This is a genomic window from Novosphingobium sp. TK71, from assembly GCF_055361505.1.
Map to the genome: position 1 here is coordinate 2790751 of NZ_CM143962.1, position 24254 is coordinate 2815004.

Annotated in this window: 31 protein-coding genes; 18 read left to right on the top strand and 13 right to left on the bottom strand. The window is 64.9% G+C overall.

The window, feature by feature from the left end; all coding sequences use genetic code 11:
- Positions 1-34: 34 nt before the first annotated feature.
- A complete protein-coding gene (locus ACXJ16_RS13095) occupies positions 35-364 on the bottom strand; it encodes a UrcA family protein (protein WP_165913177.1) in 330 nt (109 codons plus the stop codon).
- A 154-nt stretch (positions 365-518) separates the two neighbouring features.
- On the opposite strand from ACXJ16_RS13095, the gene ACXJ16_RS13100 reads away from it, so the two are divergent.
- From ACXJ16_RS13100 to ACXJ16_RS13110, 3 genes are read left to right on the top strand one after another with little or no spacing between them, the layout of a single operon-like run.
- Positions 519-914, top strand: coding sequence for a hypothetical protein (locus ACXJ16_RS13100; RefSeq protein WP_324697444.1), 396 nt, complete (start codon positions 519-521; stop codon positions 912-914).
- A 37-nt stretch (positions 915-951) separates the two neighbouring features.
- Positions 952-1821, top strand: coding sequence for a diacylglycerol/lipid kinase family protein (locus ACXJ16_RS13105; RefSeq protein ID WP_463920801.1), 870 nt, complete (start codon positions 952-954; stop codon positions 1819-1821).
- A complete protein-coding gene (locus ACXJ16_RS13110; RefSeq protein ID WP_463920802.1) occupies positions 1811-2689 on the top strand; it encodes a metallophosphoesterase family protein in 879 nt (292 codons plus the stop codon). Before ACXJ16_RS13105 ends, ACXJ16_RS13110 begins: the two co-directional genes overlap by 11 nt.
- A gap of 115 nt (positions 2690-2804) precedes the next feature.
- Here ACXJ16_RS13110 and ACXJ16_RS13115 read toward each other — a convergent pair whose 3' ends face one another.
- The 7 genes from ACXJ16_RS13115 to ACXJ16_RS13145 form a co-directional block, all read right to left on the bottom strand.
- Positions 2805-3518 carry a GIN domain-containing protein gene (locus ACXJ16_RS13115; RefSeq protein ID WP_185998354.1) on the bottom strand — a complete coding sequence of 238 codons (714 nt, stop codon included), beginning with the start codon at positions 3516-3518 and terminating at the stop codon, positions 2805-2807.
- A gap of 26 nt (positions 3519-3544) precedes the next feature.
- Complete coding sequence (locus ACXJ16_RS13120; protein ID WP_463920803.1) at positions 3545-4111, bottom strand: DUF1700 domain-containing protein; 567 nt, start codon at positions 4109-4111, stop codon at positions 3545-3547.
- Complete coding sequence (locus ACXJ16_RS13125; protein WP_054442083.1) at positions 4101-4460, bottom strand: PadR family transcriptional regulator; 360 nt, start codon at positions 4458-4460, stop codon at positions 4101-4103. Before ACXJ16_RS13125 ends, ACXJ16_RS13120 begins: the two co-directional genes overlap by 11 nt.
- A gap of 276 nt (positions 4461-4736) precedes the next feature.
- Positions 4737-5261, bottom strand: coding sequence for a 30S ribosomal protein S9 (gene rpsI, locus ACXJ16_RS13130; protein WP_132468630.1), 525 nt, complete (start codon positions 5259-5261; stop codon positions 4737-4739).
- Positions 5261-5740, bottom strand: coding sequence for a 50S ribosomal protein L13 (gene rplM / locus ACXJ16_RS13135; protein ID WP_054442085.1), 480 nt, complete (start codon positions 5738-5740; stop codon positions 5261-5263). Before rplM ends, rpsI begins: the two co-directional genes overlap by 1 nt.
- 145 nt (positions 5741-5885) lie before the next feature.
- Entirely contained in the window at positions 5886-6224 is a 339-nt protein-coding gene (cutA, locus tag ACXJ16_RS13140) for a divalent-cation tolerance protein CutA (RefSeq protein ID WP_463920804.1), read from the bottom strand.
- A complete protein-coding gene (locus tag ACXJ16_RS13145; protein WP_463920805.1) occupies positions 6221-7309 on the bottom strand; it encodes a COX15/CtaA family protein in 1089 nt (362 codons plus the stop codon). Before ACXJ16_RS13145 ends, cutA begins: the two co-directional genes overlap by 4 nt.
- A 112-nt stretch (positions 7310-7421) precedes the next feature.
- Here ACXJ16_RS13145 and ACXJ16_RS13150 point away from each other — a divergent pair, with 112 nt between their 5' ends.
- The 9 genes from ACXJ16_RS13150 to ACXJ16_RS13190 all read left to right on the top strand — a co-directional run bounded on the left by ACXJ16_RS13150 (position 7422) and on the right by ACXJ16_RS13190 (position 14302).
- A complete protein-coding gene (locus ACXJ16_RS13150) occupies positions 7422-7793 on the top strand; it encodes a MerC domain-containing protein (RefSeq protein WP_463920806.1) in 372 nt (123 codons plus the stop codon).
- A 60-nt stretch (positions 7794-7853) separates the two neighbouring features.
- On the top strand, positions 7854-8066 hold the full coding sequence (gene thiS, locus ACXJ16_RS13155; protein ID WP_054442089.1) for a sulfur carrier protein ThiS: 213 nt from the start codon (positions 7854-7856) through the stop codon (positions 8064-8066).
- A 53-nt stretch (positions 8067-8119) separates the two neighbouring features.
- The gene (locus tag ACXJ16_RS13160; protein WP_463920807.1) at positions 8120-8917 is read left to right on the top strand and encodes a bifunctional sulfur carrier protein/thiazole synthase protein; all 798 of its coding nucleotides are present in this window, start codon (positions 8120-8122) and stop codon (positions 8915-8917) included.
- Between the two features lie 224 nt (positions 8918-9141).
- Complete coding sequence (locus tag ACXJ16_RS13165; protein ID WP_054442265.1) at positions 9142-9669, top strand: hypothetical protein; 528 nt, start codon at positions 9142-9144, stop codon at positions 9667-9669.
- 99 nt (positions 9670-9768) lie between these two features.
- Positions 9769-11016 (top strand): murein hydrolase activator EnvC family protein, encoded by a 1248-nt coding sequence (locus ACXJ16_RS13170; RefSeq protein WP_292635292.1) that lies wholly within the window; start codon positions 9769-9771, stop codon positions 11014-11016.
- A gap of 161 nt (positions 11017-11177) precedes the next feature.
- A complete protein-coding gene (locus ACXJ16_RS13175) occupies positions 11178-12572 on the top strand; it encodes a S41 family peptidase (RefSeq protein WP_324697428.1) in 1395 nt (464 codons plus the stop codon).
- 10 nt (positions 12573-12582) lie between these two features.
- Positions 12583-13071 carry a disulfide bond formation protein B gene (locus ACXJ16_RS13180; RefSeq protein ID WP_463920808.1) on the top strand — a complete coding sequence of 163 codons (489 nt, stop codon included), beginning with the start codon at positions 12583-12585 and terminating at the stop codon, positions 13069-13071.
- Positions 13068-13583, top strand: a complete 516-nt coding sequence (locus tag ACXJ16_RS13185; RefSeq protein WP_054442093.1) for a demethoxyubiquinone hydroxylase family protein — start codon at positions 13068-13070, stop codon at positions 13581-13583. The genes ACXJ16_RS13180 and ACXJ16_RS13185 overlap by 4 nt, the downstream gene beginning before the upstream one ends.
- 116 nt (positions 13584-13699) lie before the next feature.
- On the top strand, positions 13700-14302 hold the full coding sequence (locus tag ACXJ16_RS13190; RefSeq protein WP_132468631.1) for a hypothetical protein: 603 nt from the start codon (positions 13700-13702) through the stop codon (positions 14300-14302).
- Between the two features lie 77 nt (positions 14303-14379).
- Here the strand turns inward: ACXJ16_RS13190 and fabI are convergent, their stop codons facing one another.
- The 3 genes from fabI to ACXJ16_RS13205 form a co-directional block, all read right to left on the bottom strand.
- Positions 14380-15183, bottom strand: a complete 804-nt coding sequence (fabI, locus tag ACXJ16_RS13195) for an enoyl-ACP reductase FabI (RefSeq protein ID WP_324697422.1) — start codon at positions 15181-15183, stop codon at positions 14380-14382.
- The gene (locus tag ACXJ16_RS13200; protein ID WP_054442094.1) at positions 15180-16199 is read right to left on the bottom strand and encodes a YihY/virulence factor BrkB family protein; all 1020 of its coding nucleotides are present in this window, start codon (positions 16197-16199) and stop codon (positions 15180-15182) included. The genes fabI and ACXJ16_RS13200 overlap by 4 nt, the downstream gene beginning before the upstream one ends.
- A 111-nt stretch (positions 16200-16310) precedes the next feature.
- Positions 16311-17279: a DnaJ C-terminal domain-containing protein gene (locus tag ACXJ16_RS13205; RefSeq protein ID WP_054442095.1), complete on the bottom strand. Its 969-nt coding sequence runs from the start codon at positions 17277-17279 to the stop codon at positions 16311-16313.
- A gap of 218 nt (positions 17280-17497) precedes the next feature.
- Between ACXJ16_RS13205 and pdxH the strand changes: the two genes are divergently transcribed.
- Both pdxH and ACXJ16_RS13215 read left to right on the top strand, forming a co-directional pair.
- Positions 17498-18109, top strand: coding sequence for a pyridoxamine 5'-phosphate oxidase (gene pdxH, locus ACXJ16_RS13210; RefSeq protein WP_324697418.1), 612 nt, complete (start codon positions 17498-17500; stop codon positions 18107-18109).
- A 19-nt stretch (positions 18110-18128) separates the two neighbouring features.
- Complete coding sequence (locus ACXJ16_RS13215; protein ID WP_463920809.1) at positions 18129-19067, top strand: cation diffusion facilitator family transporter; 939 nt, start codon at positions 18129-18131, stop codon at positions 19065-19067.
- A gap of 13 nt (positions 19068-19080) precedes the next feature.
- Here the strand turns inward: ACXJ16_RS13215 and ACXJ16_RS13220 are convergent, their stop codons facing one another.
- Positions 19081-20262 (bottom strand): serine hydrolase domain-containing protein, encoded by a 1182-nt coding sequence (locus ACXJ16_RS13220; RefSeq protein ID WP_054442097.1) that lies wholly within the window; start codon positions 20260-20262, stop codon positions 19081-19083.
- A gap of 56 nt (positions 20263-20318) precedes the next feature.
- Here ACXJ16_RS13220 and ACXJ16_RS13225 point away from each other — a divergent pair, with 56 nt between their 5' ends.
- A complete protein-coding gene (locus ACXJ16_RS13225) occupies positions 20319-20681 on the top strand; it encodes a hypothetical protein (RefSeq protein ID WP_463920810.1) in 363 nt (120 codons plus the stop codon).
- A 1-nt stretch (position 20682) separates the two neighbouring features.
- Here the strand turns inward: ACXJ16_RS13225 and mnmA are convergent, their stop codons facing one another.
- Positions 20683-21858, bottom strand: a complete 1176-nt coding sequence (gene mnmA, locus ACXJ16_RS13230) for a tRNA 2-thiouridine(34) synthase MnmA (RefSeq protein ID WP_463920811.1) — start codon at positions 21856-21858, stop codon at positions 20683-20685.
- Positions 21859-22032: 174 nt separating this feature from the next.
- Between mnmA and ACXJ16_RS13235 the strand changes: the two genes are divergently transcribed.
- The 3 genes from ACXJ16_RS13235 to ACXJ16_RS13245 all read left to right on the top strand — a co-directional run bounded on the left by ACXJ16_RS13235 (position 22033) and on the right by ACXJ16_RS13245 (position 24245).
- Positions 22033-22377: a hypothetical protein gene (locus ACXJ16_RS13235; RefSeq protein ID WP_463920812.1), complete on the top strand. Its 345-nt coding sequence runs from the start codon at positions 22033-22035 to the stop codon at positions 22375-22377.
- Positions 22378-22379: 2 nt separating this feature from the next.
- Positions 22380-22679 (top strand): CtrA inhibitor SciP, encoded by a 300-nt coding sequence (sciP, locus tag ACXJ16_RS13240; protein ID WP_054442268.1) that lies wholly within the window; start codon positions 22380-22382, stop codon positions 22677-22679.
- A gap of 366 nt (positions 22680-23045) precedes the next feature.
- A complete protein-coding gene (locus ACXJ16_RS13245) occupies positions 23046-24245 on the top strand; it encodes an efflux RND transporter periplasmic adaptor subunit (protein ID WP_132468637.1) in 1200 nt (399 codons plus the stop codon).
- Positions 24246-24254 lie beyond the last annotated feature (9 nt).

Below are 24254 nucleotides of genomic sequence, written 5' to 3' on the forward strand. Positions count from 1 at the left end.
TTTTTAGGGACTTCGTGACGCCCTTCGCGCGGTCTTACTGACTGATCGCGAAGTGCTGGGCGGAATTCGATCTGGTGACGGCGCTGGCGACCTGTTCACGCACATTGGCGCGGGCCTGGACGTAGCACTCGGTCGCTTCGGCGCTGCGGATGCGCGTCCCGGTGGCGGTGCGGTTGTAGTCGCAGACTTCGCGAGCGGCGATCTCGATGCGGTGGTCCAGCTTGCGCTGACCTTCCGGGCTGGAGAGATTCAGGTCGCTGTAGTAGACCTTGGTGGTCTTGGCAGCAGCGGGAGTTGCGGTGGCGGCAGCTGCACCCAGAGCCAGGCCAATTGCAGCGGCGGCGATCATGTTGGTCTTGAACATCGTCTCTTCCTCCAAAGGTGAGCCGTATGTTGCGGTTGATCGCTTCCGGCTCTGTGAGTTCCTTGTGCCGCCGAATCGGCACGGCATCACGCGAGGGTCGACTGCTGGCTGTCCAACTTCGACGAAGGGGCGGATCGGGGGATGAACGACGTCCGTGGCCGACGAACGACTTGCCGCTGATTGCCATTCGGCAAACGACAACTGCGAATCACGCAGCCGATTAGATGACTATTCTGGAGCACTGGTCGCAGCAGTACTTTCGATGTACGATTTGTATGTACTTATGGGACTGGCCGTCGTCTTCCTTCTTGGAATTTTCAACTTCGCCGCTCACAAGGCGGTGCTCGAAAGCGGGCACCCGATGCTTTCTCAGATCCCGTGGTTTTTCCGGCCGCTCGGCGGGCGATTGAGCCTGCTGGTGGAATTCGCGATGCTGCTCGGCGCGATGGTCATGGTGGCGGCGGGATCGTCGGGCTGGGCGTGGATCTACCTGCTCTATAGCGGGCTCAACGGTCTTTCTGCCTGGCTAGTCGCCAACCGCCGACTTTAGGCGGGAACCCGTTTCGGCGGCGCCGGTTTCTGGCGACATGGCAAACAGAGATATTCCCGAACCCCGCAAGACCTGGCTGGTGTGCAATGCGGCCAGCGGCAGCAATGACGACGCCTCGGTCGCCGAACTGAAAGAGGCATTGGAGCAGGCCGGTTTTCACGTGGAACGCACGATCCGGTTTCCCGACGAGGATGCCCCGGCCCCTGAAGCGCTAGATGAAGCGGGAGTGACCCTGCTGGTCACTTTCGGCGGAGACGGAACCACCCATTCGGTGGTGGCGCGGGCCGAGGGCTGGAACGGACCGTTGCTCGTGCTGCCGGGAGGAACCATGAATCTCCTGGCGAAGCGCATGCATGGCGATGTTCCGGTGGCGGATATCGTCGGCCGCCTCGAAGGTGCGGATTTGCGCACCCGGCGGCCGACCGTGATCCGCAGCCGTCACGGCATCGGGCTGACGGGGGTACTGGCCGGGCCCGGCACCGTGTGGAACGAAGTGCGCGAAGCCATGCGCGCGGTGAATATCCTCGAATTCATGGCGACGACGCGAGAGGCGATCTCGCAATCGGCCAATGGCCCGAGAGTGTTCTGTGCCCAGGCCGATTGTGGGCGCGAGGACGGCTACGCCGCGATCACCGTCAATCCGCGCGACGACGGTCTTGAAGCGAACGGCTTCTATGCCGAATCGCTGGCCGACTATGCCGGACAGGGAATCGCTCTCCTCAACCGCAATTTCCGCGACGGTCCGCACGATCCGCTCGGAAAGCACGAACGGCTGAAGCTGGTCTGCCCCGAGGGCGAGCCGATGGGGCTGCTGATCGACGGCGAACCTTTCGACGGCGGCACGGAGGAGGAGTTTTACCTCGCGACTTGCGAAGTCGATCTGGTAACGACGCTCGATGCTTCCTGACGATTCACCCCGCAATCCGATCCGCCTCTTCCACCTGAGCGACATTCACTTCGGCCTGGAGGACCAGCGGGCCATAGATTGGGCGAAAGCTTGCATCGCGCGCGAAAATCCGCATGCCGTCGCGATTACCGGCGACCTGACGATGCGCGCGCGCCATCCCGAATTCGAGGCGGCCACGAACTGGATCAAGGGACTGAACGTGCCGGTCACGGTGGAAGTCGGCAATCACGATCTGCCCTATTTCAATCTCTTCGAACGGTTCTTCACGCCTTACAAGCGGTTCCACGCGATTGAGCGGATGGTCGAGGCGCAGCTCGATCTGCCGAATCTGGCGATCGTTCCGCTCAAGACGACGACGCGGGCGCAATGGCAGCGCTTCCCCTGGTCGAACGGCTGCGTCACCGAAAAGGCGCTGGCCGAAACGGTGGCCGCGATCGACGCTCTTCCCGCCGGAACCCGCGTATTGGTGGCGGCGCATCATCCGCTGCCGGAACGGCGCGCCGATGGGAAGCTGCTGACGATCAACGGAACGCATGCGATGGAAGTGCTTGCGGGGCGCAAGGTCATGGCGATCCTGTCCGGCCACATCCATGACGCCTTCGACCTGACCGAAGAGACTCCGGCAGGCCCACTGCGCATGATCGGGGCGGGAACGCTGTCGAAGCGCATCCGCTCGACCCCGCCCAGCTTCAACGAAATCACCATCGACGGGAACGAGATTCGCGTGGTTGCCCGCAACCTTGAGCAAGTGCCCACCCCGGCGATGCAGATCGACGAAGTGCCTGAGAACGCCCTGCCCCCGCGCACTCCGGGTGAGCCGGTGGCGCCGGTCGGTGCCGTTCCGCCCGTCGATCCGCCGGTCCACTGATTCAGGTCGAGACAGCCGGAAACGAGAAATGGCCGCACCGTCGAAACGGTGCGGCCATTTTTTCGTTCAGCCGTCGCGAAAGGGTTCGCGGCGGTCTGGTTCCTGTAGGGAATTCCTACTTGTAGTCGTGATCGACGTTGCCGATGCCGTTGATCCGGGTCTTGAGATTAACCGGCTTGCGAACGAGGCTGACGTTGCCGATGCCGTTGATCTCGACGTCGACATTGCCGGTTGCGCCGATCGTCACATTTCCGGCGCCGTTCACGCGGATGGTGGCGTCCCTGGCTTCGACCTTGCCGAAATCGAGGTTGCCGGCGCCGTCCGTGGTGACGGCGAGCTTGCCGACCTTGCCCGAAGCTTCGAGGCTGAGTGCGCCATTGCCGTTCAGGATCAGGCTGTCCTGATCGAGGCCGGTAAGCGTGACGTCACCCGGCGCGTCGAAATCGAGGCCTTCGATCTCGGGTGCCGTGATCTCCACGCGGAGGCTCTTGCGGCCATGCCAGCTGCCCTTGACGCCCAGGCGGCCATTTTCCCAGGTCAGGCGGTCAACCAGCTTCTGGGGGCCGCTGACGACCATTCCGGCCTTGTCGCCGCGCGTGAAGACGAGCTGCACGGGAACGTCCATGGTCAGGCGTGCGCCGGGCTCGATCTGGAAGTTGCGGGTGATGCGGGGGCTTTCGTCGTCGTCATCATCGCTGAAGGACCAGTTCACGTCGCCCTTGTTGATGTCTTCGCGGAGCTTTTCGCCGCCGACGAGCCATGCCGCGCTGAATGCGACGATCGTAAGGATCAGGCCGCTGGCGAATACGATGAGCAGTTTCCTGAACATCACTGGGTTCCTTTCGTTCGAACTTTTCAGTTTTCGGGATGGATGGCGGGTTCGATCACGCGATAATGCAGGCGGCCGAACCACATGAGGGCATTGATGATCCAGATGCTGACCAGTGTCAGCAGCGCGGCCAGCGCCACGGCGGCGCTCATGGTGCCGAGCCCTGCGAGGATCGCGACCAGGATGCCGCCGGGGAACCCGCTGAACGGCCCGGCGATCAGGATGAAGCCACCGGCGATGAAGATCGCGATGGCGGCCACGAACAGCCCGAACATCACGCCCAGCACGGGCAGGACGATCGGCAGCAGGATCAGGATGTCGATCGTGGCAAGGCCCATGAAGGCAAGGATCGCCCCCCAGGCCGAGGACGGCGAGCGGCCGCTTTCCCAGTTCCGGAAGCCGGCCTCGAAGCGCAGTTCGCGGGCGAGGCGCGCCGGATTGCCAAGAGCCTCGGCGACTTCCTCCTCGCTGCGGCCTTCGGCGACGCCGGCTTCGAAGTGGGCTTCGTAGTCGGCCACGATCTCGGCGATGTCGTCCTGCGGCATGCCCTTGAGGCCGGCCTTCAGGCGCTTGATGAACTCGTTACGCTTCATGGCTCGGTCCTCCTGCTTCCTGGGCCGGTGCGATGTCCTGGATCAGTCCATCGACGGCGACGGTGAAGCCGCGCCATTCCTCGACCTGATCGGCAAGGCGGCTGCGGCCGGTATCGGTGATGCGGTAGTACTTGCGCGGCGGACCCGAGGGCGATTCCTCAAGGTAGGTCGCGACGAGGCCGTCCGACTGCATGCGGCGCATGAGCGGGTAGATCGTGCCTTCCCCCATGTCGACCGCGTCAGCCATGCGGCTGGCGATCTCGTAGGCGTAACTGTCGCCCCGGGAAAGCAGGGCGAGCACGCACAGGCCGAGCACTCCCTTCTTCAACTGGATTTCGATTTCGGACATCGAATCATCTCCTGCGGATGACCAGTGTATATCGCAAGCTATTATGTAACGCAAGGTACCTTGTTGTAGTTGATATAACGCAGGGCAAGGTACCTATCCAATGACAGGTACCTTGCTATCTGCTGACGGTTTGGAGAAGTCCGGCAGCCGCGATTTCGGGCACCGGGAAGCACCCGGCCGAGATGCCTCCTGGCAAACTGGCCGCCTGCCGAAGGCAACAAAAAAGGGCCGCGGTTTCCCGCGACCCTTTTTCGTAAGCCGAAGCTCTCGAGAAGCTTAGCGCTTCGAGAACTGGAAGCTGCGACGTGCCTTGGCACGGCCGTACTTCTTACGCTCGACGACGCGCGGGTCGCGGGTAAGGAAGCCGGCAGCCTTGACGGACGCGCGCAGGGCGGGCTCGTACTTGGAGAGAGCCTGGGCGATACCGTGCTTCACGGCGCCGGCCTGACCCGAGAGACCGCCGCCCTTGACGGTGGCGATCACGTCGTATGCGCCGTCGCGGCCAGCAACCTGGAAGGGCTGGTTGATGACGAGACGCAGGGTCGGACGTGCAAAGTACACTTCCTGGTCGCGGCCGTTGATGATGACCTTGCCGGTGCCGGGCTTCACCCACACGCGGGCCACGGCGTCCTTGCGGCGGCCGGTGGCGTAGGCGCGGCCGTATGCGTCGAGCTGCTGCTCGCGCAGGGGAGCGTTCGACACGACGGGCGTGAAGGTCTCTTCCGACGTTTCAACGGCGGTTGCGACTTCGCCGAGGTCCTTGAGGTCGGACAGGCTCTGAACGGTTTCGGTATCGGACATTACGCGCCCACCTTGTTCTTGCGGTTCATGGAAGCGACGTCGAGCGCTTCGGGCTGGGTACCACCGTGCGGGTGCTCGGTGCCTGCGTAGAGGTGCAGGGCGCGCATCTGGTCGCGGCCGAGCGGACCACGGGGGATCATGCGCTCAACGGCCTTTTCCAGGACACGCTCGGGGAAACGACCGGCGAGAACCTTGTCCGCGGTCACTTCCTTGATGCCGCCGGCATAGCCGGTGTGCTTGTAATAGGTCTTGTCGCCCAGCTTCTTGCCGGTGAACTTCACCTTCTCGGCGTTGATCACGACGACGTGGTCGCCGCAATCGACGTGCGGGGTGAAGCTCGGCTTGTGCTTGCCGCGCAGGAGGTCGGCGATGACGACCGCGAGACGGCCAACCACCAGACCCTCGGCATCGATCAGATGCCACTTCTTTTCCACCTCGGCCGGCTTGATCGACCGGGTGACCTTCGTAAGCGCCTTCATGGCTGGTCTATCCCTAATGTTCAGTTCGCGAGGCCGAATCTTTCGCTTTCACGAATCTCGGGCACCGCGGGAAGGCGGCCAAATCGTCGAAAAGGGCGCGCAAGTCAAGCAGAGCGCGGTTTTCCATAGAGGTAAAATGATACCTCTATGCTTGATGGAGCCCTGTTGCGGCCAACCAGGCCACGGTTCCGGTCGCCGCTGCATCGCACCGCCAGCCCAGCACGGCAGGTTCATCGTAAGGATGGATATCGGCGAGACGCGCCGTTGCTGCATCGAGCAGGCCCACGTTGGTCTTCAGCAGCAGCCCGTGTTCGCGGGCGCTATCCTTCCTGCCGTTCCAGACGAAGATCGAGGTCATGCCCGGCAGCAGGTTCGCACAAGCGGCGAGTCCCTCGTCGAGCAGGATATTTGCTGACGCGAGGGCGCTTTCCTCGTCCGGGAAGGGGCACCAGATGAGGGCGGGAATCGCGGGATCCCCGCTCACATCCCCAGCCCGACCTGATCACGCCGGCCGAGGCAGTGGGCGCCCCAGACCGTGGCGGCGACGAGAAGCGCGCCGCAGAGCTGGTGCGCTACCGCAAGCCAGAGCGCCACGCCCGACCAGACGGTGAAGATGCCCAGCAGTACTTGCGTGCCGAATGCCGAATGCACCGCGATCGAGGCCAGACGCGCATGCCGGGCCTTGAGGCGGCGGCCCATCACGATCAGCGCGGCCACCACGGCCCAGGCCCACCAGCGGTGAACGAAGTGAGTCAGGAACGGGTCATTGACGAGCGCATGAAGCGCGCCGCCCGCCCATTCCACGCCCTCGGGGAAGAACGTGCCCTGCATGAGCGGCCAGGCGTCCATGCTGAACCAGCCCATCCCCGCGACGTAACCGGCACGCAGGCCGGCCACCATCGCGCCCATGAACAGCTGGAAGAACAACATGCACAATGCCAGCGCGCTGAATCGGGTCAGGCGGGCCGGCGCCTGCCCGCGTCGCAACTCGCGAAGGTCGAGCGCGGTCCAGACGAGGCCGCCGAGCGTCGTCAACGCCACCAGCAGGTGCGCGGCGAGGCGGAAGTGGCTCACCCGGTCGGCTGCTTCGGCACTAAGGCCCGAGGAGACCATCCACCAGCCCACCACGCCCTGAAGTCCGCCCAGCGCCAGCAGTGCGACAAGGCGGGTCTTGTAGCCCAGCGGAATCGTCCGCTTGTACCAGAACCATGCCAGCGGCAGCGCGAAGGCCAGCCCGATCACCCGTGCCAGCAAGCGGTGGACCCATTCCCAGAAGTAGATGAACTTGTACTGCGCCAGCGTCATGCCCGCCGGGCCGTTGACGTCGATGTACTGCGGGATCTGCTTGTAGCGGGCGAACTCTGCCTGCCACTGGGCGTCGGTCAGCGGCGGGATCGCGCCGGTGAGCGGTTTCCACTGGGTGATGGAGAGCCCGGACTCGGTCAGCCGGGTAATGCCTCCGACTGCAACGATAAGGACAACCAGCGCGGCTACAAACAGCAGCCAGCGAACCATGGGGGCGATATCGTCGGCTGTACCGAGGATGGGGCGACCGTCAGAGACTCTCATGGCGCAAATCCCTGCGATCTTGCGACGAAATGCGCAAGAGGCGCGTCGACCGAATGTTGCGCGTCAAGGTCGGGACTTGATGAATGTTACAACGTCACATACATGGTCACGCATGCGCACCGCCTTCAACGCGATTCGAAACCGGCTGGACCGGGCAGGCATCGTCCTTAGTGGACTGTGTGCCCTGCACTGCGTTCTGGGTGTGGTTCTCGTGGGATTCCTCGGGCTTGGCGGCGAGGTTCTGCTTTCGCCGGCAGTTCATCGCGTCGGACTGGCGCTGGCGCTGGTCGTCGGTTTGGCTTCGCTGGGATTTGGCGTCATGCGCCATGGCCGCATCGCCCCGCTGGTGATCGGCGGGGTGGGCCTTGCTTTCATGGCCACGGCGATCGCGGTTGGCCACGGGCTTGCTGAATCGATCCTGACGATCATCGGCGTCGCGCTTGTGGCCTTCGCGCACATCCGGAACCTGCACCGCGCACACTGAAAGTGCCGGGACCGGACCCTGGGCACTTTCCAAATCCATTCTCCGCGCTATCTGCGGCCCATGGCTGCAGAACTCTCCCTCACCGTGAACGGCGAACCGCGGCGCGCGGCGCCCGGCTCATCGATTGCCGATCTCGTTGCCGGCATCGGCCTCGATCCGAAGAAGGTCGCTGTCGAGCATAACGGCGAGATCGCCCCGCGCTCGACCCTGGCCGATGTGCTGCTCTCCGATGGCGACGTGCTGGAGATCGTGCACTTCGTCGGCGGCGGCTGAGCAAGCGCAACGGCCCGAATCCTGACATACCGTTCCCCGAAAGGACGAGAACCTTGACCGATACCGTATCTGATTCCTCGACCGCAAATTCCTGGACTGTCGCTGGTCGTACTTTCCGTTCGCGCCTGATCGTGGGCACCGGCAAGTACAAGGATTTCGAACAGAACGCGGCAGCGGTAGAGGCTTCCGGCGCGGAAATCGTTACGGTGGCGGTGCGCCGGGTCAATGTCTCGGACCCCAAGGCGCCGATGCTGACCGACTTCATCGATCCGAAGAAGATCACCTATCTTCCGAACACCGCCGGTTGTTTCACTGCTGACGACGCCATCCGCACCCTGCGGCTGGCGCGCGAGGCGGGCGGCTGGGATCTGGTGAAGCTGGAAGTGCTGGGCGAGGCGCGCACGCTCTACCCCGACATGCGCGAGACGCTGAAGGCTACGGAAATCCTCGCGAAGGAAGGTTTCCTGCCGATGGTCTACTGCGTGGACGATCCGATCGCCGCAAAGCAGCTTGAGGACTGCGGCGCGGTGGCGGTGATGCCGCTCGGTGCACCGATCGGATCGGGTCTGGGCATCCAGAACAAGGTCACGGTCCGCCTGATCGTGGAAGGGGCCAAAGTGCCGGTGCTCGTCGATGCGGGCGTGGGCACGGCCTCGGAAGCCGCCGTGGCGATGGAACTGGGCTGCGACGGCGTGCTGATGAACACCGCCATCGCCGAAGCGCGCGATCCGATCCGCATGGCCCGCGCGATGAAGCTGGCGGTCGAGGCGGGGCGTGATGCCTATCTCGCCGGGCGCATGGCGCAGCGCCGATATGCCGATCCGTCGAGCCCGCTCGCCGGGCTGATCTGAACGGCCTTTCCTCGTGTCCGGCAGTTCGCGAAGGAAGGCCGGACACGAACTGAAAAATACCCGAAAGGGCATCTTTCAAACTGTCCCGAATTGAATCTTGTACGAATCTTACCGCAAATATCGTGTACAAACCTTTGCGCGGTTAAGGCTGTAGCAACCGAAGAGGCCGAAATTGGTTTTTGTGACAGGAAGGATTGTCCTTCCGTGGCACGAGGATCACGATCATGACTCACACGGGCAAGGCCACCATCACGATCGGCGAACTCCGCGAGTTTGCAAGCTTCACGTCCTGCGAGCAGCGCTACATCCGGCGCAGCCTCGACGTGGGCCTCGGTCGGCAGGATGCCCTCGGGCTCTGGGCGCGCGATGCCGCCGAAGCTTCCTCGATCCGCAAGCAGTATGAGGCTTATGCCGATCTCGCGTCGCTGCGCGAAATGCGTCCGGACGAGTTCGGCTTCGACGATATCGAGACTTTCGTGGGCCGGATGGTGCGGATCGCCGCCTTCGACCTGGCGCAGGAGCGCATCGAATCCTTCCCGGCCTTCCGCTTCCTCTATGAGCGGCTGCTGGGCGCCTGGGTTCGCCCCTGGCTTCCGGGCGCGTTCTGCGGGGCCGCCGCGCTTCCCCAGATCAGGCCGGATCGCCGCCGCACGCTGCTCCATTCGATCAGCGAAGCCGCTGCAACCGCGCACGGGTGGTCGGAACGCGAACCCAGCTTCTATCCCGAATGGATCGAGAAGGAAGCCGCCTGAGCCGAACCGCCGCACGAAACTCCAGTGGGGCGTCTCCGTTGCGGGACGCCCGCTTTTCTCCTCTTCCCGCCGGACTCGCGCTGCCCTAATCACTGCGGCGTGAAGCTCTTCCCACGCCCCCTGCCCGTCGTCACCGTCATTGCGCTGGGACTTGGCGTGGCTGTCGTCGCAGGGAATGGCCTTACCCAGACGGGTGCGCTCGCGGTGCTGGACCCGGCGGCAGACGCGACCCAGGCACAGCAGGACATGCTCGCGGCGCGGCGTGAAAGCGATGCCGCCCGCAAGCGCGCCGAAAAGCTTGAGGCAAGGGCCCGCGAAGTCACCGAACAGGCCGAGAAGACCGCGAGAGAGACTGCGGCCGTTGCCGCGCGCATCCAGGAAACGGAGGCCGGGATCGCCGCACAGCAGGCCAAGGTCAGGCTGATCGCCTTGCAGCGCGTAGGGCTGCGGGAGAGGTTGGCGGAGCGGCAGGCCCCCCTCTCGCGCCTGACCGGATCGTTGCAGCGCCTGTCGCGAAGACCGCCGCTTCTCGCGCTCCTGCGGCCGGGATCGGTGCGGGATGCGGTCTATCTCCGGGCGATGCTGGACACGATGCTTCCCCAGGTCGAGCGGCGCACCGCAGGCCTGCGGGCGGAAATCGAGCGCGGCCGCGCACTGGAACAGCAGGCGCTCGCCGCCGGACATGAACTCACCGAAATGGAAGGCGAGATGCGGCAGCGGCGCAAGGCGCTCGCCGTGCTGGAATCGAATCAGCGCCTTGCCGGCAGGCAGGCAAGCGGCATCGCGGCCCGGGAAGGCGAGCGGGCGCTGGCGCTCGCCGAAAAGGCGCGGGATCTTGGCGATCTTGTTGACCGGATGGGCGAACAGGGCGTTCTGCGCGAACAGCTCGCAGCCCTGCCCGGACCGATCATGCGCCCGCCCCGTCCCGAAGAGTCACGCGTGATCGAGGCATCGCAGTTCGTGGCCACGCCCGAGGGTCTGGCCAGCTACATGCTGCCGGTCACGGGACGGCTGGTCACGGGATATGGCGAGGTCCTGCCGGGGCAGGCCCCTTCGCGCGGGCTTTCGCTGGCTCCGCGCGCGAATGCGCAAGTCGTCGCCCCCGCAGCCGGGCGCGTCGCTTTCGCCGGGCCCTATCCCGGCTACGGACGCATCGTCATCATCGAACATGCCGGCGGCTGGACCTCGCTGGTGACGGGTCTGGCCCGGCTCGACGCACAAGTCGGCAGGCAGGTCGTGGCGGGGGCGCCGATCGGCATGACCGGGCCGCGCGATCCACGCGTGATGGTTGAACTGAGGCGGGGCGGAGAGACCGTGAATCCCCTGCAATATATCCGTTCTCTCTGAGAGGCGCTTACCCGTTTGCGCCCCGTTCATCTTCGAAACCCTAAATCCTTCGGAACATGCACCGCACTGCTGGCAATTGTGCCCGTGCCCCGGTAGGATTACAGTCAGAAATCCCCGCCGGTCCCGGCCGGACGTGACGTACGAAAAGGCATTCCAGCCAGATGAAATTCGCTCCCCTGATGCGCGCTGCCCTGCTGGTGTCGGCCGTGGCCGTCCTTCCCGTGGCGACGTCCGGTCTTTCCGCGGTGGACAGCCGCGTGAATCCCGAATTCAGCAAGCTCTTCACCATCTACGAACTGGTGAAGGCGAACTATGTCGACCAGGTGGACGACGACAAGCTGATCAAGGGCGCGATCGACGGGATGCTGGCCAGCCTCGATCCGCATTCCAACTATCTCGACGGTCCCTCGCTCCAGCGGCTGGAGACCATGATCGACGGCAATTACACCGGCCTCGGTCTCTCGGTGGTCGAGGATGACGGCGCCGTGAAGGTCGTTTCTCCGTTCAAGGGCAGCCCCGCGGAAAAGGCCGGCATCAAGGCGGGCGACTACATCACGCATCTCGACGGCGTGCTCTATTACGAGCGCGACCTGGACGAGGCGGTCTCCAAGATGCGCGGCCAGGCCGGCACCTCGATCCGCCTGACGATCTACCGCCCCGGCCGTGACGAACCTTTCGACGTGACGGTAACGCGCGGCGTGATCGAACTGGAACCGGTGACCTGGGAACTGAAGAACGACGTGGGCGTGATCTCGGTGAACGAGTTTTCGCGCGATGTCGGCAACTTCGTGAACAAGGGCATCGCCGACCTGAAGAAACAGGCCGCCACCAAGGGCGTGAAGCTGGACGGGCTCGTACTTGACCTGCGCTCCAACCCGGGTGGCTCGCTTGACGAGGCGGTGGCGCTGTCCGACCTGTTCCTCGACAAGGGCGTGATCGTTTCCCAGCGCGGCCGCATCGCCAGCGAGAACCAGTATTACCGCGCAGAATCGATGTTCAAGGGCGATACCGTGAAAGGCATGCCGATCGTCGTGCTGGTCGATGCCGGTTCGGCTTCGGCTTCCGAAATCGTGGCGGGTGCGCTTCAGGACCAGCACCGCGCCGTCATCATGGGCGAACGCACTTTCGGCAAGGGCTCGGTCCAGTCGTTCATCCAGCTCGACAAGAACAGCGCGGTGAAGCTCACCACGGCACGTTACTTCACGCCTTCGGGACACTCGGTGCAGGAGGGCGGCATCGTTCCCGACATCAAGGTGCCGCAGCTTTCCGATCCCGACGCGCGGGTCCGTGCCGAACGCGCGGTGCGCGAATCCGATCTCCGCGGTCACCTCATCAACGAGGCGGCGATGGGCGACAAGGATCTGGAAACCGACAAGATGGACGATCCGCGTTTCAAGATCTCCGCCGATGAACTGAAGAAGCAGGGAATCGACGATTTCCAGCTCACGTATGCGATCGACACGCTGCGTCGCACCGCCGGAAAGCCCGCGCTGGCACGCTATACGGCGCCCGCCGCAAGCGGGCAGGTCGCGCCCAAGACCGCGCAGAAGGACTGAGGCCGCCGCGATGACCGTTGCCGTTGCCGCACCCTTGCGCGCCGCCCGCGCGCTGGCTTTCGCCATTCCCGTGGTCCTGCTCGGCGGGGCCTATGTCAGCCAGTATGCCTTCGGCCTGCATCCTTGCGAAATGTGCTGGTGGCAGCGCTATCCGCACATGTTCGCGATCGTCTTTGCCGCGCTCGCCTTTTTCTGGCGTCCGGTCCGCCCGCTGGTGGCGGTGGCGGCGCTGGGCGTGCTGGTTTCGGGCCTCATCGGCGGTTTCCATGCTGGAGTCGAATACGGCTGGTGGGAAGGCATGACCGCCTGCACGTCCAGCCCCTTCGCGGCCGGTGTCGACCCGATGGATGCGATCATGAACGCGCCGTTGATCCGCTGTGACGTCGCGCCCTGGACGCTTGGGGGCATTTCGCTCGCCGGATTCAACTTCCTCATCTCCACCCTGGGCGCGCTGGCCGTGTTTGGCCTCGTCGCCCGCAGTCTGAAGGTCCAGCCATGACGTCACCCAAGGCCGCGCGGATGCTGCGCGTCGACCAGGCCGGCGAATATGGGGCGACGCGGATCTATGCGGGCCAGCTTGCGGTGATGGGCGCGCGCGCGCCGCACTCCACCGAGATCGCCGGCATGGCCGAGCAGGAGGCCGAGCATAAGGCGCGCTTCGATGCGATGATCGCGGAACGCGGCGTGCGCCCGACATTGCTTCAGCCGGTATGGTCGGTGGCGGGCTATGCGCTCGGCGCGGCAACGGCGCTGATCGGCCCGAAAGCGGCGATGGCGTGCACCGCCGCGATCGAGACCGAGATCGACCGCCACTACACCGAGCAGCTTGAGGACCTTGGCGATGAGGATCCGGAACTGGGCGAGGCCATCCTCAAGTTCCGCGACGAGGAGCGCGAACACCGCGACGCTGCCCTGGCGGCCGGGGCCGAAGAGGCGCCTGCCTATCCGCTCCTGTTCAACGCAATCCGACTCGGATGCCGCGTGGCTATCAAGCTCTCGGAAAGAATCTGAAATCCGGGCGTTATATTGGCGCCCAAGAGGGGTGCCATGTTACCTTAAGGTACCGTTCAAGGCCGTCAGACCCTATATCGGGTCACGCGACGTTCTCGACCAAGCTGGAGTTTCCCATGACGCGCCTCCTGACCACAGCAGCAGCCATCGCCACGTTCGGGCTTGGGCTGACCCTCGGCGCGCTTCCGGCTGCGGCGCAGGAAGACAGCCTCGGGGCCGGTGACGAGAAGGTCAACCAGCTCATCATCTATGGCGACGATCCTTGCCCGGCCTCGGCCAGCGGCGAAATCACCGTCTGCGCTCGCAAGGCGGAAGCCGAGCGCTATCGTATTCCCGAACCGCTGCGCGGTATCGATTCGCCCAAGTCCGACGCCTGGACCAACAAGGTCCAGGCTTATGAAACAGTGGGCGCTTTCGGCAACATGAGCTGTTCGCCGGTCGGTGCGGGCGGTGCTTCAGGGTGCACCCAGAAGCTGATCGACCGTGCCTATGCCGAAAAGAAGAACGGTTCGGACGTTAAGTTCAGCGAACTGATCCAGGCCGAACGCGAGAAGCGCCTGTCCACCATTGATGCGGATGCCGCCGAGCAGCAGAAGCGGGTCGAGGAAGCCGAGAAGGCCTATTTCGACCAGCGCCAGCGCCAGGAAGCGGAAGAGGATGCCAAGGCCGCCGCCGCCGCTGGGCAGCCCGCTGCTCCGCTGCCCAAGCCCAAGCCGTAAGTTCTTGCCGATACCTCGCGAAAAGGGGCCGGGAATCGCTTCCCGGCCCCTTTTCGTTTGCCTGGCAAAAGCGCCGATCAGCTCAGCGCGATATCCGGTGCGTCTTCCTGCTTCATGCCCACCACGTGGTAGCCCGCGTCGACGTGATGCGTTTCGCCGGTCACGCCTGAGGACAGGTCGGAAAGGAAGTAGAGGCCCGAACCGCCCACATCGTCGATGGTGACGTTGCGGCGCAGCGGCGAGTTCAGTTCGTTCCACTTGAGGATGTAGCGGAAATCGCCGATGCCGCTGGCGGCCAGGGTCTTGATCGGACCGGCCGAGATCGCGTTCACGCGGATGTTCTGCGGGCCGAGATCGTTGGCAAGGTACATGACCGAGGCTTCGAGCGCCGCCTTGGCCACGCCCATCACGTTGTAGTGCGGCACGACCTTTTCGGCGCCGTAATAAGTCAGCGTGAGGATCGAACCGCCTTCGGGCATCATCGGCGCTGCGCGCTTGGTGACGGCGACGAGGCTGTAGGCCGAGATGTTCATCGTCATCAGGAAGTTGTCGAGGCTGGTGTTGACGTACTTGCCGCGCAGCTCGTTCTTGTCCGAGAAGCCGATGGCGTGGACGATGAAGTCGATCGTGGGCCAGCGTTCGGCCAGCGTTTCGAAGGCGGTGTCGAGGGCTGCCATGTCCGAAACGTCGCAATCGATGAGGAAATCGCTGCCCAGGCTTTCCGCCAGCGGCTTCACGCGCTTGGCCAGCGCTTCGCCCTGATAGGAGAAGGCCAGTTCCGCGCCCTGTTCGTGCAGCTTCTTCGCGATGCCCCAGGCCAGGGACTTGTCGTTGGCAAGGCCCATGATCAGGCCGCGTTTACCCTGCATCAGACCGGTCATTCGTGTTCTTCCTGTACTTCGTTGTTCTGTGCAGTCGTGCTGCTTCTCCCGCCTGCGCCGCCGGCGAGCATTTCCTGCTCCTCGGGACTGACGGTGAGGGCGGCATTGAGTTCCGCGCCTGCGACCATCCCTAGTCCGACAAGCCAGAAAAAGAAAAGCGCGATCATCACTCCGGCGAGACTTCCGTACGTCAAATCGTAAGCGATGAAATTGCGCAACACTCTGGGAAGGAGCCAGGCCGTGCCGAACCACCAGCTGGCGACGAGCAGGGCGCCGGGCCATTTCGGGTAACGCCGGGCCTGATATCGCGTGGGAGTCAGCAGGAAAAACAGGACGTAGAGCGATCCGAACAGCGTGATCGCAGTGATCCCGCGCGAAATCGTGATCTGGTAATCGAAGCGTCCGAGCCCCGGAAACAGCGTCAGCAGTACTTCCTCGATCACGGAAATCATCACTTGCGAGGACAGCGAAAGCAGCAGCATCAGCACCGAACCGAAGATCAGCCCGCTCGACGCCAGGCGGTTTCTCCAGAATTTCAGTCCCTTGGTCATGCCGTAGGCACGATGGAGGATATCGCGGATAGTCTCGATCAGGCTGGTCGTGGTCCACAGGCCCAGCGCGCCGCCGATCCACAGCAGCCAGCCGTGGCGTGCGGTTGCGGCATCGCGTGCGACCGGCGCCAGCGCTTCCTCCACGCGCGGGGGAAGGGCGGCGAGCACGGCATTGATCGAGCTTTCGAGTTGTCCCTGCTCCCCCAGCGCCGCGTAGATTGCCGCCAGCGCGATGAAGAAGGGGAACAGCGCGACGATCGACATGTACGCGAAATTGCCCGCGTGAATGAAGCCATCTTCCCAGGTGCCGGCGACAACGCGCGAAATGACGGTGTAGGGCCGGTTGTTGGGCCGGGGGCGCGAAATCCGCTCCTGCATTTCCCGCCAGCGCAAGGCGGCGCGGCGACGCGCCTCGGGCGAGATCGCGGCCGTAGTCGCCAGTTCTGTCGACGGATCGCCTTTCACCCTGCCGACATAGGCGGTCGGGGCCGGATATTCAAATCCGGCAGGGGCTTGGCCAAGGGCGGGGCGGCACAGGGGTGCTCAACCGTCCCGCGCCGCGCCGCCGATGCCGGGTCAGATTCCGAGTTTCGCCCGGACGTCGCGGTTGTCCTTCCAGCCTTCCAGACGCTTGGCCAAGTCGGCGTCGTGTTCGGGAAGGACGATCTGGAGGGTGATGAGCAGATCGCCTCGGCTGCTGTCCTTGCGGGTCATGCCGCGTCCCTTGAGGCGAAGCACCTTGCCGGAACTTGCACCGACCGGAACCGAAAGCATCACCGCGCCGGAGGCAGTGGGCGCCTTGACCTTGCCGCCATTCAGCGCCTCGTCGAGGGTGATCGGCAGATCCACCCGCAAATCGTCGCCATCCTGGCGGAAGAAGGCATGCGGCTGGATGTTCAGGGTGACGATGGCGTCGCCCATGCCCCCGGGGCCGGCTTCGCCCTTCCCGGCAAGGCGCATCTGGGTGCCGTCCTCAAGTCCGGCAGGGAGCTTGAGATCGATGGTCTTGCCATCCGACAGGGTGATGCGCTGCGGTTTCAGCTCTGCTGCGTCGGGCAAAGGCACGGAAAGGCGGTAATTCACGTTGGCGCCGCGCGGTGCCGCACGGCCGCGTCCTCCGCCTCCGCCCATTCCGGCTCCCCCGAAGCCGCCGGGTCCGCGCTGGCCGGAGCCGCCGAAGATGCCGCCGAACAGGTCTTCAAGGTCGATCCCGTCATTGCCGCCGAATCCGCCGCCGAATCCGCGCTGCCCGCCCGGCCCGCCGCCAAAACCGCCGCCGCCGAATCCGCCGCCGCCGCCCATGCCGCCGAAGCCCATCGGGTTGCCGTCCGCGTCGATCTCGCCGCGATCGAACCTGGCCCGCTTGTCCTTGTCGGAAAGCAGGTCGTAAGCCGATGTCACCTCGGAGAAGCGTTCCGAAGCCTTTGGATTGTCCTTGTTGGTATCGGGATGAAGTTCTTTCGCCAGCTTGCGATAGGCGGACTTGATGTCCTTCTCGCTGGCTGTGCGCGATACGCCAAGGGTCGAATAAGGGTCTGCTGCCATGGCATCCTAGCTAGGTGGGGACGAGCCGCACGGCAAGCGGTGCTTTCCTAGATCCGGCCGTGCGTCTATTGCACCGGCCATGTTCTTGCCCATGTCCCTCTGGGCCATCAGGAATTGCCGCAACCGCGGTGCTTTTGTAGGCGCGGGGAGCGGGGGGGAGCCGGAGGGTTATCTTGCCCGCCGGCAAAGACCGCACATAATTTCGTCAGGAAGTGAAGATGGAAGCTGAACAGGCCCGCGAAGTCATTCCCCACGGCGATCCGTTCGCCCTGTTCAAGGCCTGGTACGACGAGGCCCGCGAAGCGGAGCCGAATGATTCAAACGCCATGGCACTGGCCACGGCAACGCCGGACGGGCTGCCTTCGGTCAGGATGGTCCTGCTCAAGGGCTACGGCCCGGACGGCTTCGTGTTCTATACCAATGGACACAGCCGCAAAGGCCAGGAAATAGCCGCCAATCCGCACGTGGCGCTGCTGTTCCACTGGAAGAGCCTGCGCCGCCAGATTCGTATCGAGGGCCGGCTCGAGCCGGTCAGCACGGAAGAGGCCGATGCCTATTTCCACTCGCGCGCCCGCGATTCGCAGCTTGGCGCAGTCGCGTCCGACCAGTCGGCTTCGCTCGATAGCCGCGAAACGTTCCTGGCCCGCTACGAGGAAGTTCGCGCCCGCTTCGGCGATGGCGAGATCGAGCGCCCCGCGCATTGGGGCGGATTCCGCGTGGTTCCCGCTGCGATAGAGTTCTGGCACGACCGTCCCTACCGGCTTCACGAACGCCGCCGTTTCGTGCGGAACGCCGAAGGCGGCTGGGCCAGCACGCTGCTTTATCCCTGAGCCCTGCCGGAGCGTTTCCTTGCATCAACATGCCTCCCTGAACCGCAGCGCCGCCATCGCCAGCATAGGCACGGCGGTGTTCCTGCTCGCGCTCAAGGGCTGGGCGGCATGGTCGACCGGCTCGACGGCGATGCTGGGCAGCCTGGCCGACACCGCGCTGGACCTTGTGGCCAGTATCGCCACCTTGCTCGGCGTCTGGATCGCCTCGCAACCGGCGGACGACAAGCACCGTTTCGGCCATGGCAAGGCGGAGGCGATCGCGGCGATGTTCCAGATCGTGCTGATTTCGATCTCCGCGCTCGCCATCGCCAGCCGCGCCGTCGAGGAGTTTCTGGCAGGGAGCACGGTCGAAAAGGCGGAAGGCGGCATTGTCGTATCCGCGGCCGCCATCGTGTTGACGCTGATGCTGGTGGCCTGGCAGCGCCATGTCATCCGAAAGACCGGCAGCATCGCCATCCAGACCGACAGCGTCCACTATCAGTCGGATCTGATGCTCAACCTTGCTGTGATCGTGGCGCTCGTGCTCGACCATTATGCGGGGCTGAGGGGGGCGGACCCGTTGTTCGGGATCGGCATTGCCGCATGGCTGGGCTGGGGCGCCTGGAGGGCCTCGCAGGACGTGCTGGACCAGTTGATGGACCATGAGTGGCCCGAGGAGAAGAAGGACCGTTTCCTCCAGGTACTTGCCCGCCATCCCGACATCACCGGCGTTCACGACCTGCGCACGCGCACTTCGGGAAACAAGGATTTCGTGCAGTTTCATGTCTGGGTAGACCCGAACATGACCGTTCGCGAGGCGCACCGGGTGATGGACGAACTGGAGCACCGGCTCGCCGTCGAGTTCCCCGGCACGGAAATCCTCATCCATCCCGATCCGGAAGGCCTGGTGGACGAGGCGGGGCAGGCGGGGCTGGACGTATTGCCGCCAATCCGCGTGAACCTCGATCAGTCCTCTTGAGCGCCAAAAGCTTTCAGATGCCGCCGGGGAACATCGCCATCAGCTTGCCCAGCCGGTCGTGCAGGAGGCGTTCCTGCTGCGGGTCGCTCTCGCCCAGGCGGACGATGGTGAGAAGCTGGTCGGGTGATCCGATCACGTATTGGCCATGCTCGCCGACGCAGGCGAAGACATTGGCGGGGGCCATGCCGGGAAACAACACGGCCTCGTCACCGCCGCCGTTCTTGCCGCGCCCCCGGTTGAGCCAGACTCCCGCGCCGTAGCCGGGATTGCGGGGAGAAGGCTCCAGCATGAACTGCACCCAGCGTCGGGGCAGGATCTGGGCGCCCTGGATCGATCCGGTGTGGCGCAGGAATTCGCCGAGCTTGGCCCAGTCGCGGGCATCGGCGTGGATCATGGCCGAACCGATCATCGTTCCGGCGCGGTCGAACCCCGCCATGCCGGAATCCATGCCGAGCGGAAGCAGGACGCGGTTGCGCAAATAGTCGCCCACGGCCCTGCGGCGGCGGTCGGGATTGCGGTCGGGCGAAAGGACGCGCGCCGCAAGGTCGGAGAGAATTACCGGCGTCGCCGCGCTGTTCACGAAGCGCGCGCCGGCAGGGGCCTCCAGCGGCTGGGCCTCGGCGTAGGCGGCCATGTCGTCGCGCCCGTCGAGATAGAGCATCCGCATACGATCGGATTGCCGGGCGAGCCCGGCTTCCGGGTTGCCGTTGGCGGCGGGCGGGCCCGATTCCGAATGGCGCAGGCCCGAGCGCATCTGCAGGAGCTGCTTCAGCGTGATTTCGCCGCGCGGGTCGCCCGGACGCTGCCAGGCGGGAATCGGCGCCGATTCGTTCAGGCGCAGGCGGCCGTCGCTGACGAGCTGCCCGATCATTAGCGCGGTCACGCATTGGCCCATGCCCCAGCCGTGCAGCCGGGTTTCGGGCTTGATCCCAGCACCGTAGCGTTCGGCGATGACCGAGCCGCGCTTCATCACCACCAGCGCATCGGTGCGGCCCACGTCTTCATCGCCGAACAGGCCGTCGATGGCGCGGCCGAGCGATTCGCGGGGGGCACCGCCGTCATCCTTGATCGCGGCTTGCGATTCCGCGCTGGGCGGCGGCGGGCCCTGCTGCGCGTCCTGTCCACAGCCGCTCAGGAGGCCGAGGGCTGGCAGGACGGAGAGGGCAAGGATAAGGGAAGGGCGGCGCACCGGCATGACGCGGGGTGTGATGTGCGAGGCGCGGGAAGATGGCAACAGTGGGGACACACGGGATGGGGGACAGCCGCCGCGGCGAACGACAACCGTCCCGCTGGCTCAGGAACGGCGTGCTGCTTGCCGTGGTCGTACTGGCGATCGTGCTGGGCTTCTCGTGGAAGGGCCTGCGCGAACAGGCGCTGGTCAGCACCGCCTATGGCGCGCGGGTGGCCTGTGCCTGCCGCTTTGTTTCCGAACGCGAACTCAAGACCTGCAAGGGCGATATCGCGGTTGCCGGCCTTGGCCGTACCGCCGGCCTGGTGATGCTGTCCGAGGATACGGAGGCGCACGCCGTAAAGGCCAGCGTTCCGCTGCTGGCCAGCCAGACCGCGACTTTCGCGCCCGATCGCGGCTGCCAGCTCGAACCCTGGGCGAACTGACTCAGCCGTCCAGCGGAATGGCGGCTTCGGTGCCGTCGATCCAGCCGCCGCCGACGACGCGATCTCCCGCGTAGATCACTGCCGCCTGGCCCGGGGCGACGCCGTATTCGGGATTCTCGAAGCGGATTCTCGCCGTCGTTCCGTCGCCAAGCGGCCCTTCGAGCGTGATCGGCACCGGCTTTGCCAGCGAGCGCACCTTGGCGGTCAGCGGCGCGTCCGGGAGCGGGCCGATTCGGTTGGTTTCGGTTATCGTGGCAGCGGCGACGCCCAGCAGGCTGCGCGGGCCGACGAGCACGCGGCGCCCCTCCGCCTCGATCCGCACGACGTAAAGCGGTTCCGGCTGGCCGCCGATCTCGAGGCCGCGGCGCTGGCCGACGGTGTAATGAATGATGCCGCGATGGGTGCCGAGCACGTCGCCGGTAAGGGCGTGAACGATATCGCCCGGCGCCTCGCCCTCGGGGCGGACGGCGCGGACGATCTTCGCATAATCGCCGTCCGGCACGAAGCAGATGTCCTGGCTGTCGGGCTTGTCGGCAACGCGCAGTCCGGCGGCTTCGGCAAGGCGGCGGGTCTCGCTCTTGGGCAGGCCGCCGAGCGGGAAGCGCAGGAAATCGAGCTGCGCTTCAGTGGTGCCGTAAAGGAAGTAGCTCTGGTCGCGCGCGGGATCGAAAGCGCGGTGCAGTTCCGAACCGGCCGGGCCTTCGACGCGGCGCACGTAATGGCCGGTGGCAAGGCAATCCGCGCCGAGATCGCGCGCCATCGTCAGCAGGTCGGTGAACTTGGGCCCCATGTTGCAGCGGATGCAGGGAATGGGGGTCCGGCCTGCCATGTAATCGTCCGCGAAGCGCTCGACCACTTCCTCGCGGAAGGCGCTCTCATGATCGAAGACATAATGGGCGATGCCGAGGCGATCGGCCACGGCGCGGGCATCGCGAATGTCGTCGCCGGCGCAGCAGGCGCCCTTGCGGCCGGTCGCGGCGCCGTAATCGTAAAGCTGGAGCGTGACGCCGATGGTTTCGGCTCCGGTCGCGGCGGCAAGCGCGGCGACGACCGAACTGTCGACGCCGCCGGACATGGCAACGACGATACGGCGCGCGGAAAGCGGCGCGGGCAACTGGAACAGCGCGGCGGGATCGAGGCCGGCCACCAGTCCTTCAAGGTCGGAAAGGGCGGTCATGCGCCGCCCCATACAGGCGAACGCACGGAATTCCTACCTTTGTCGAGAGGTGGGGGCCGTATCTACCCGCAGGGGGCGGTCAAGGCGTGCTTCGCAAGCGCGTTAACAATCGTTAAAAAAGTGTAAACGTCGCCTTTACCGTCCCTTGACCAAGCGGCGCTAAAAGCCTTGTCCATGAACATCGCTTTTGATCATGAAACCTGCAAAGCAGGGCATGCGTCTGGTCGCGACAGCGAAGAGTTCATCTCGGACCTATCGCCGATCGACTGGTTTTCCCTGCGTTCCCGACTGTTTGCGGCGCACGATCTGCGCGCCGCGTGGGCAGAGCCTGATTCCATCAGGCCCGAATCCGTCAGGCTTCACCGCTTTGGCAGTTTCGCCGGCTCGGCCGCATTCGTTATTCATACGTATGAGCCAGTCTCAATACCTGTTAACCCAAATGCTTCAGCCAATCGCAAGCCAGCGGAGGCCAATGTCGCTTCTGTCGCCGGCAATCGAAGCACCGGCGTACGAGGGTGATGATGATCGAGAACCAGAAAATCCGTCCTGCCCAGGTGATCGGGCCGCTCGGCGAGCCGTTGACGCTTGATTCGTTGCCGCCGCCGAACACCACGCGCTGGGTCGTGCGCCGCAAGGCGGAAGTCGTTGCGGCCGTGAACGGCGGCCTGCTGACGATCGACGAAGTCTGCGATCGCTATCAGCTCACGCTGGAAGAATTCGCGGGATGGCAGCGCGCGGTGGACCGTTCTGGAATGCAGGGCCTGCGCGTCACGCGAATCCAGCATTACCGCGATCTTTACGAGCGCCAGCAGAAGTACTGAGCCTCGAAATTGTTGAGGGTCGAAAGACCCGGAAGACGGCGGCGAACCTCGGTTCGGCGCCGTTTCCGTATTTGGCCGGCGAATCCTTGAGGACCCAAGGATTACGCCCCGCCGATTACCTGCGCTCGACGCTTGTCGATCCCCGTCGGCTACAGGCCGACTGCTGATTGCCACTCGCTTGTCGCAGGTATATGTCCGTTCGCAGGAAATTTTGCCGTTGCAGCGGCGCGGACCCGTGTGCCCGCGCCCCGACGGCGGATCGTGCTCCCCGGTGCCGGGCGGGCCCGCGGGTGGTGACGCCTCCGGGATCAGGCAATCGGTTCGGGCATCGGGATTGGGGGCAATCGCAGTTTTTGCGGTGACAAGATGAATTACGACAGCAGGATCGATGTGAGCGAGAACGAAGGTTTCACCGCGCCGGGCAACCCGCTTGAAGGGGATGTCGAACGGGATCGTGCATCCCGCCGATGGCTGTGGATCGCCATAGTGGGCGCCGTCGTGCTCGCGATCGGCATCTGGTTCGCCACGCGCGGCGGAGGTGAAGCCAGCGCCGCCGGCGAAAACGACGTTCAGACCCCCGCCGTAACTGTGGTCGTGCCTGGCCGCGCCTCCGTTGTTGGCGAAATCAGCGCAACCGGTTCGCTGGCGGCACGCCGCCCGATGCCGGTCGGTTCGGTGGGCGAGGGCGGGCAGGTCCGCTCCGTGCTCGTCGAAGCGGGAGACTGGGTGTCGCAGGGGCAGGTGCTGGCCGTGATCGACCGCTCGGTGCAGGCCCAGCAGCAGGCAGGCCAGTCCGCGCAGATCTCCGTCGCAGAAGCAGACGCGCGCCTTGCGCAGGCCAATCTCGACCGTGCGCTCAAACTGGTGGACCGCGGCTTCATCTCCGCTGCCGACGTCGACCGGCTGAAGGCGACGCGTGACGCTGCCGTCGCCCAGGTCAGGGTCGCGCGCGCCACGCTCGGCCAGCTTCAGGCACAGACCGCCCGCCTCAACATCGTTGCTCCGGCGGCCGGCCTCGTGCTCGAACGCAATGTCGAGCTTGGCCAGGTCGTGGGCGGCGGCAGTGCCGTGCTGTTCCGCCTCGCCAAGGGCGGCGAGATGGAACTGCTCGCCCAGCTTAGCGAGGACGATCTCGCCCGGCTGAGCGTCGGCGTGGAAGCCACCGTGACGCCGACCGGCTCGAACCAGAGCTTCACCGGCCAGGTCTGGCAGATCGCCCCGATCATCGATTCCACAAACCGCCAGGGCATCGCCCGTATCGCGCTCGCCTATAATGACGCCCTGCGTCCGGGCGGGTTTGCCAGCGTGGTGATCAACAGCGGCCAGACGGTTGCTCCGGTGCTGCCGGAATCGGCCATCCAGAACGACGACAAGGGCTCGTTCGTCTACGTCGTGGACGCCAAGAACGTGGTGCATCGCCGCGCCGTCCAGACCGGTCTGGTGACGGGCAAGGGCATCGTCGTGAAGTCCGGCATCGACGGTAACGAGAAGATCGTGCTGCGTGCCGGCGGGTTCCTCAACGACGGCGACAAGGTCAAGCCCCAGCTTGCCGCCAAGGCCGATTGATCGGACATA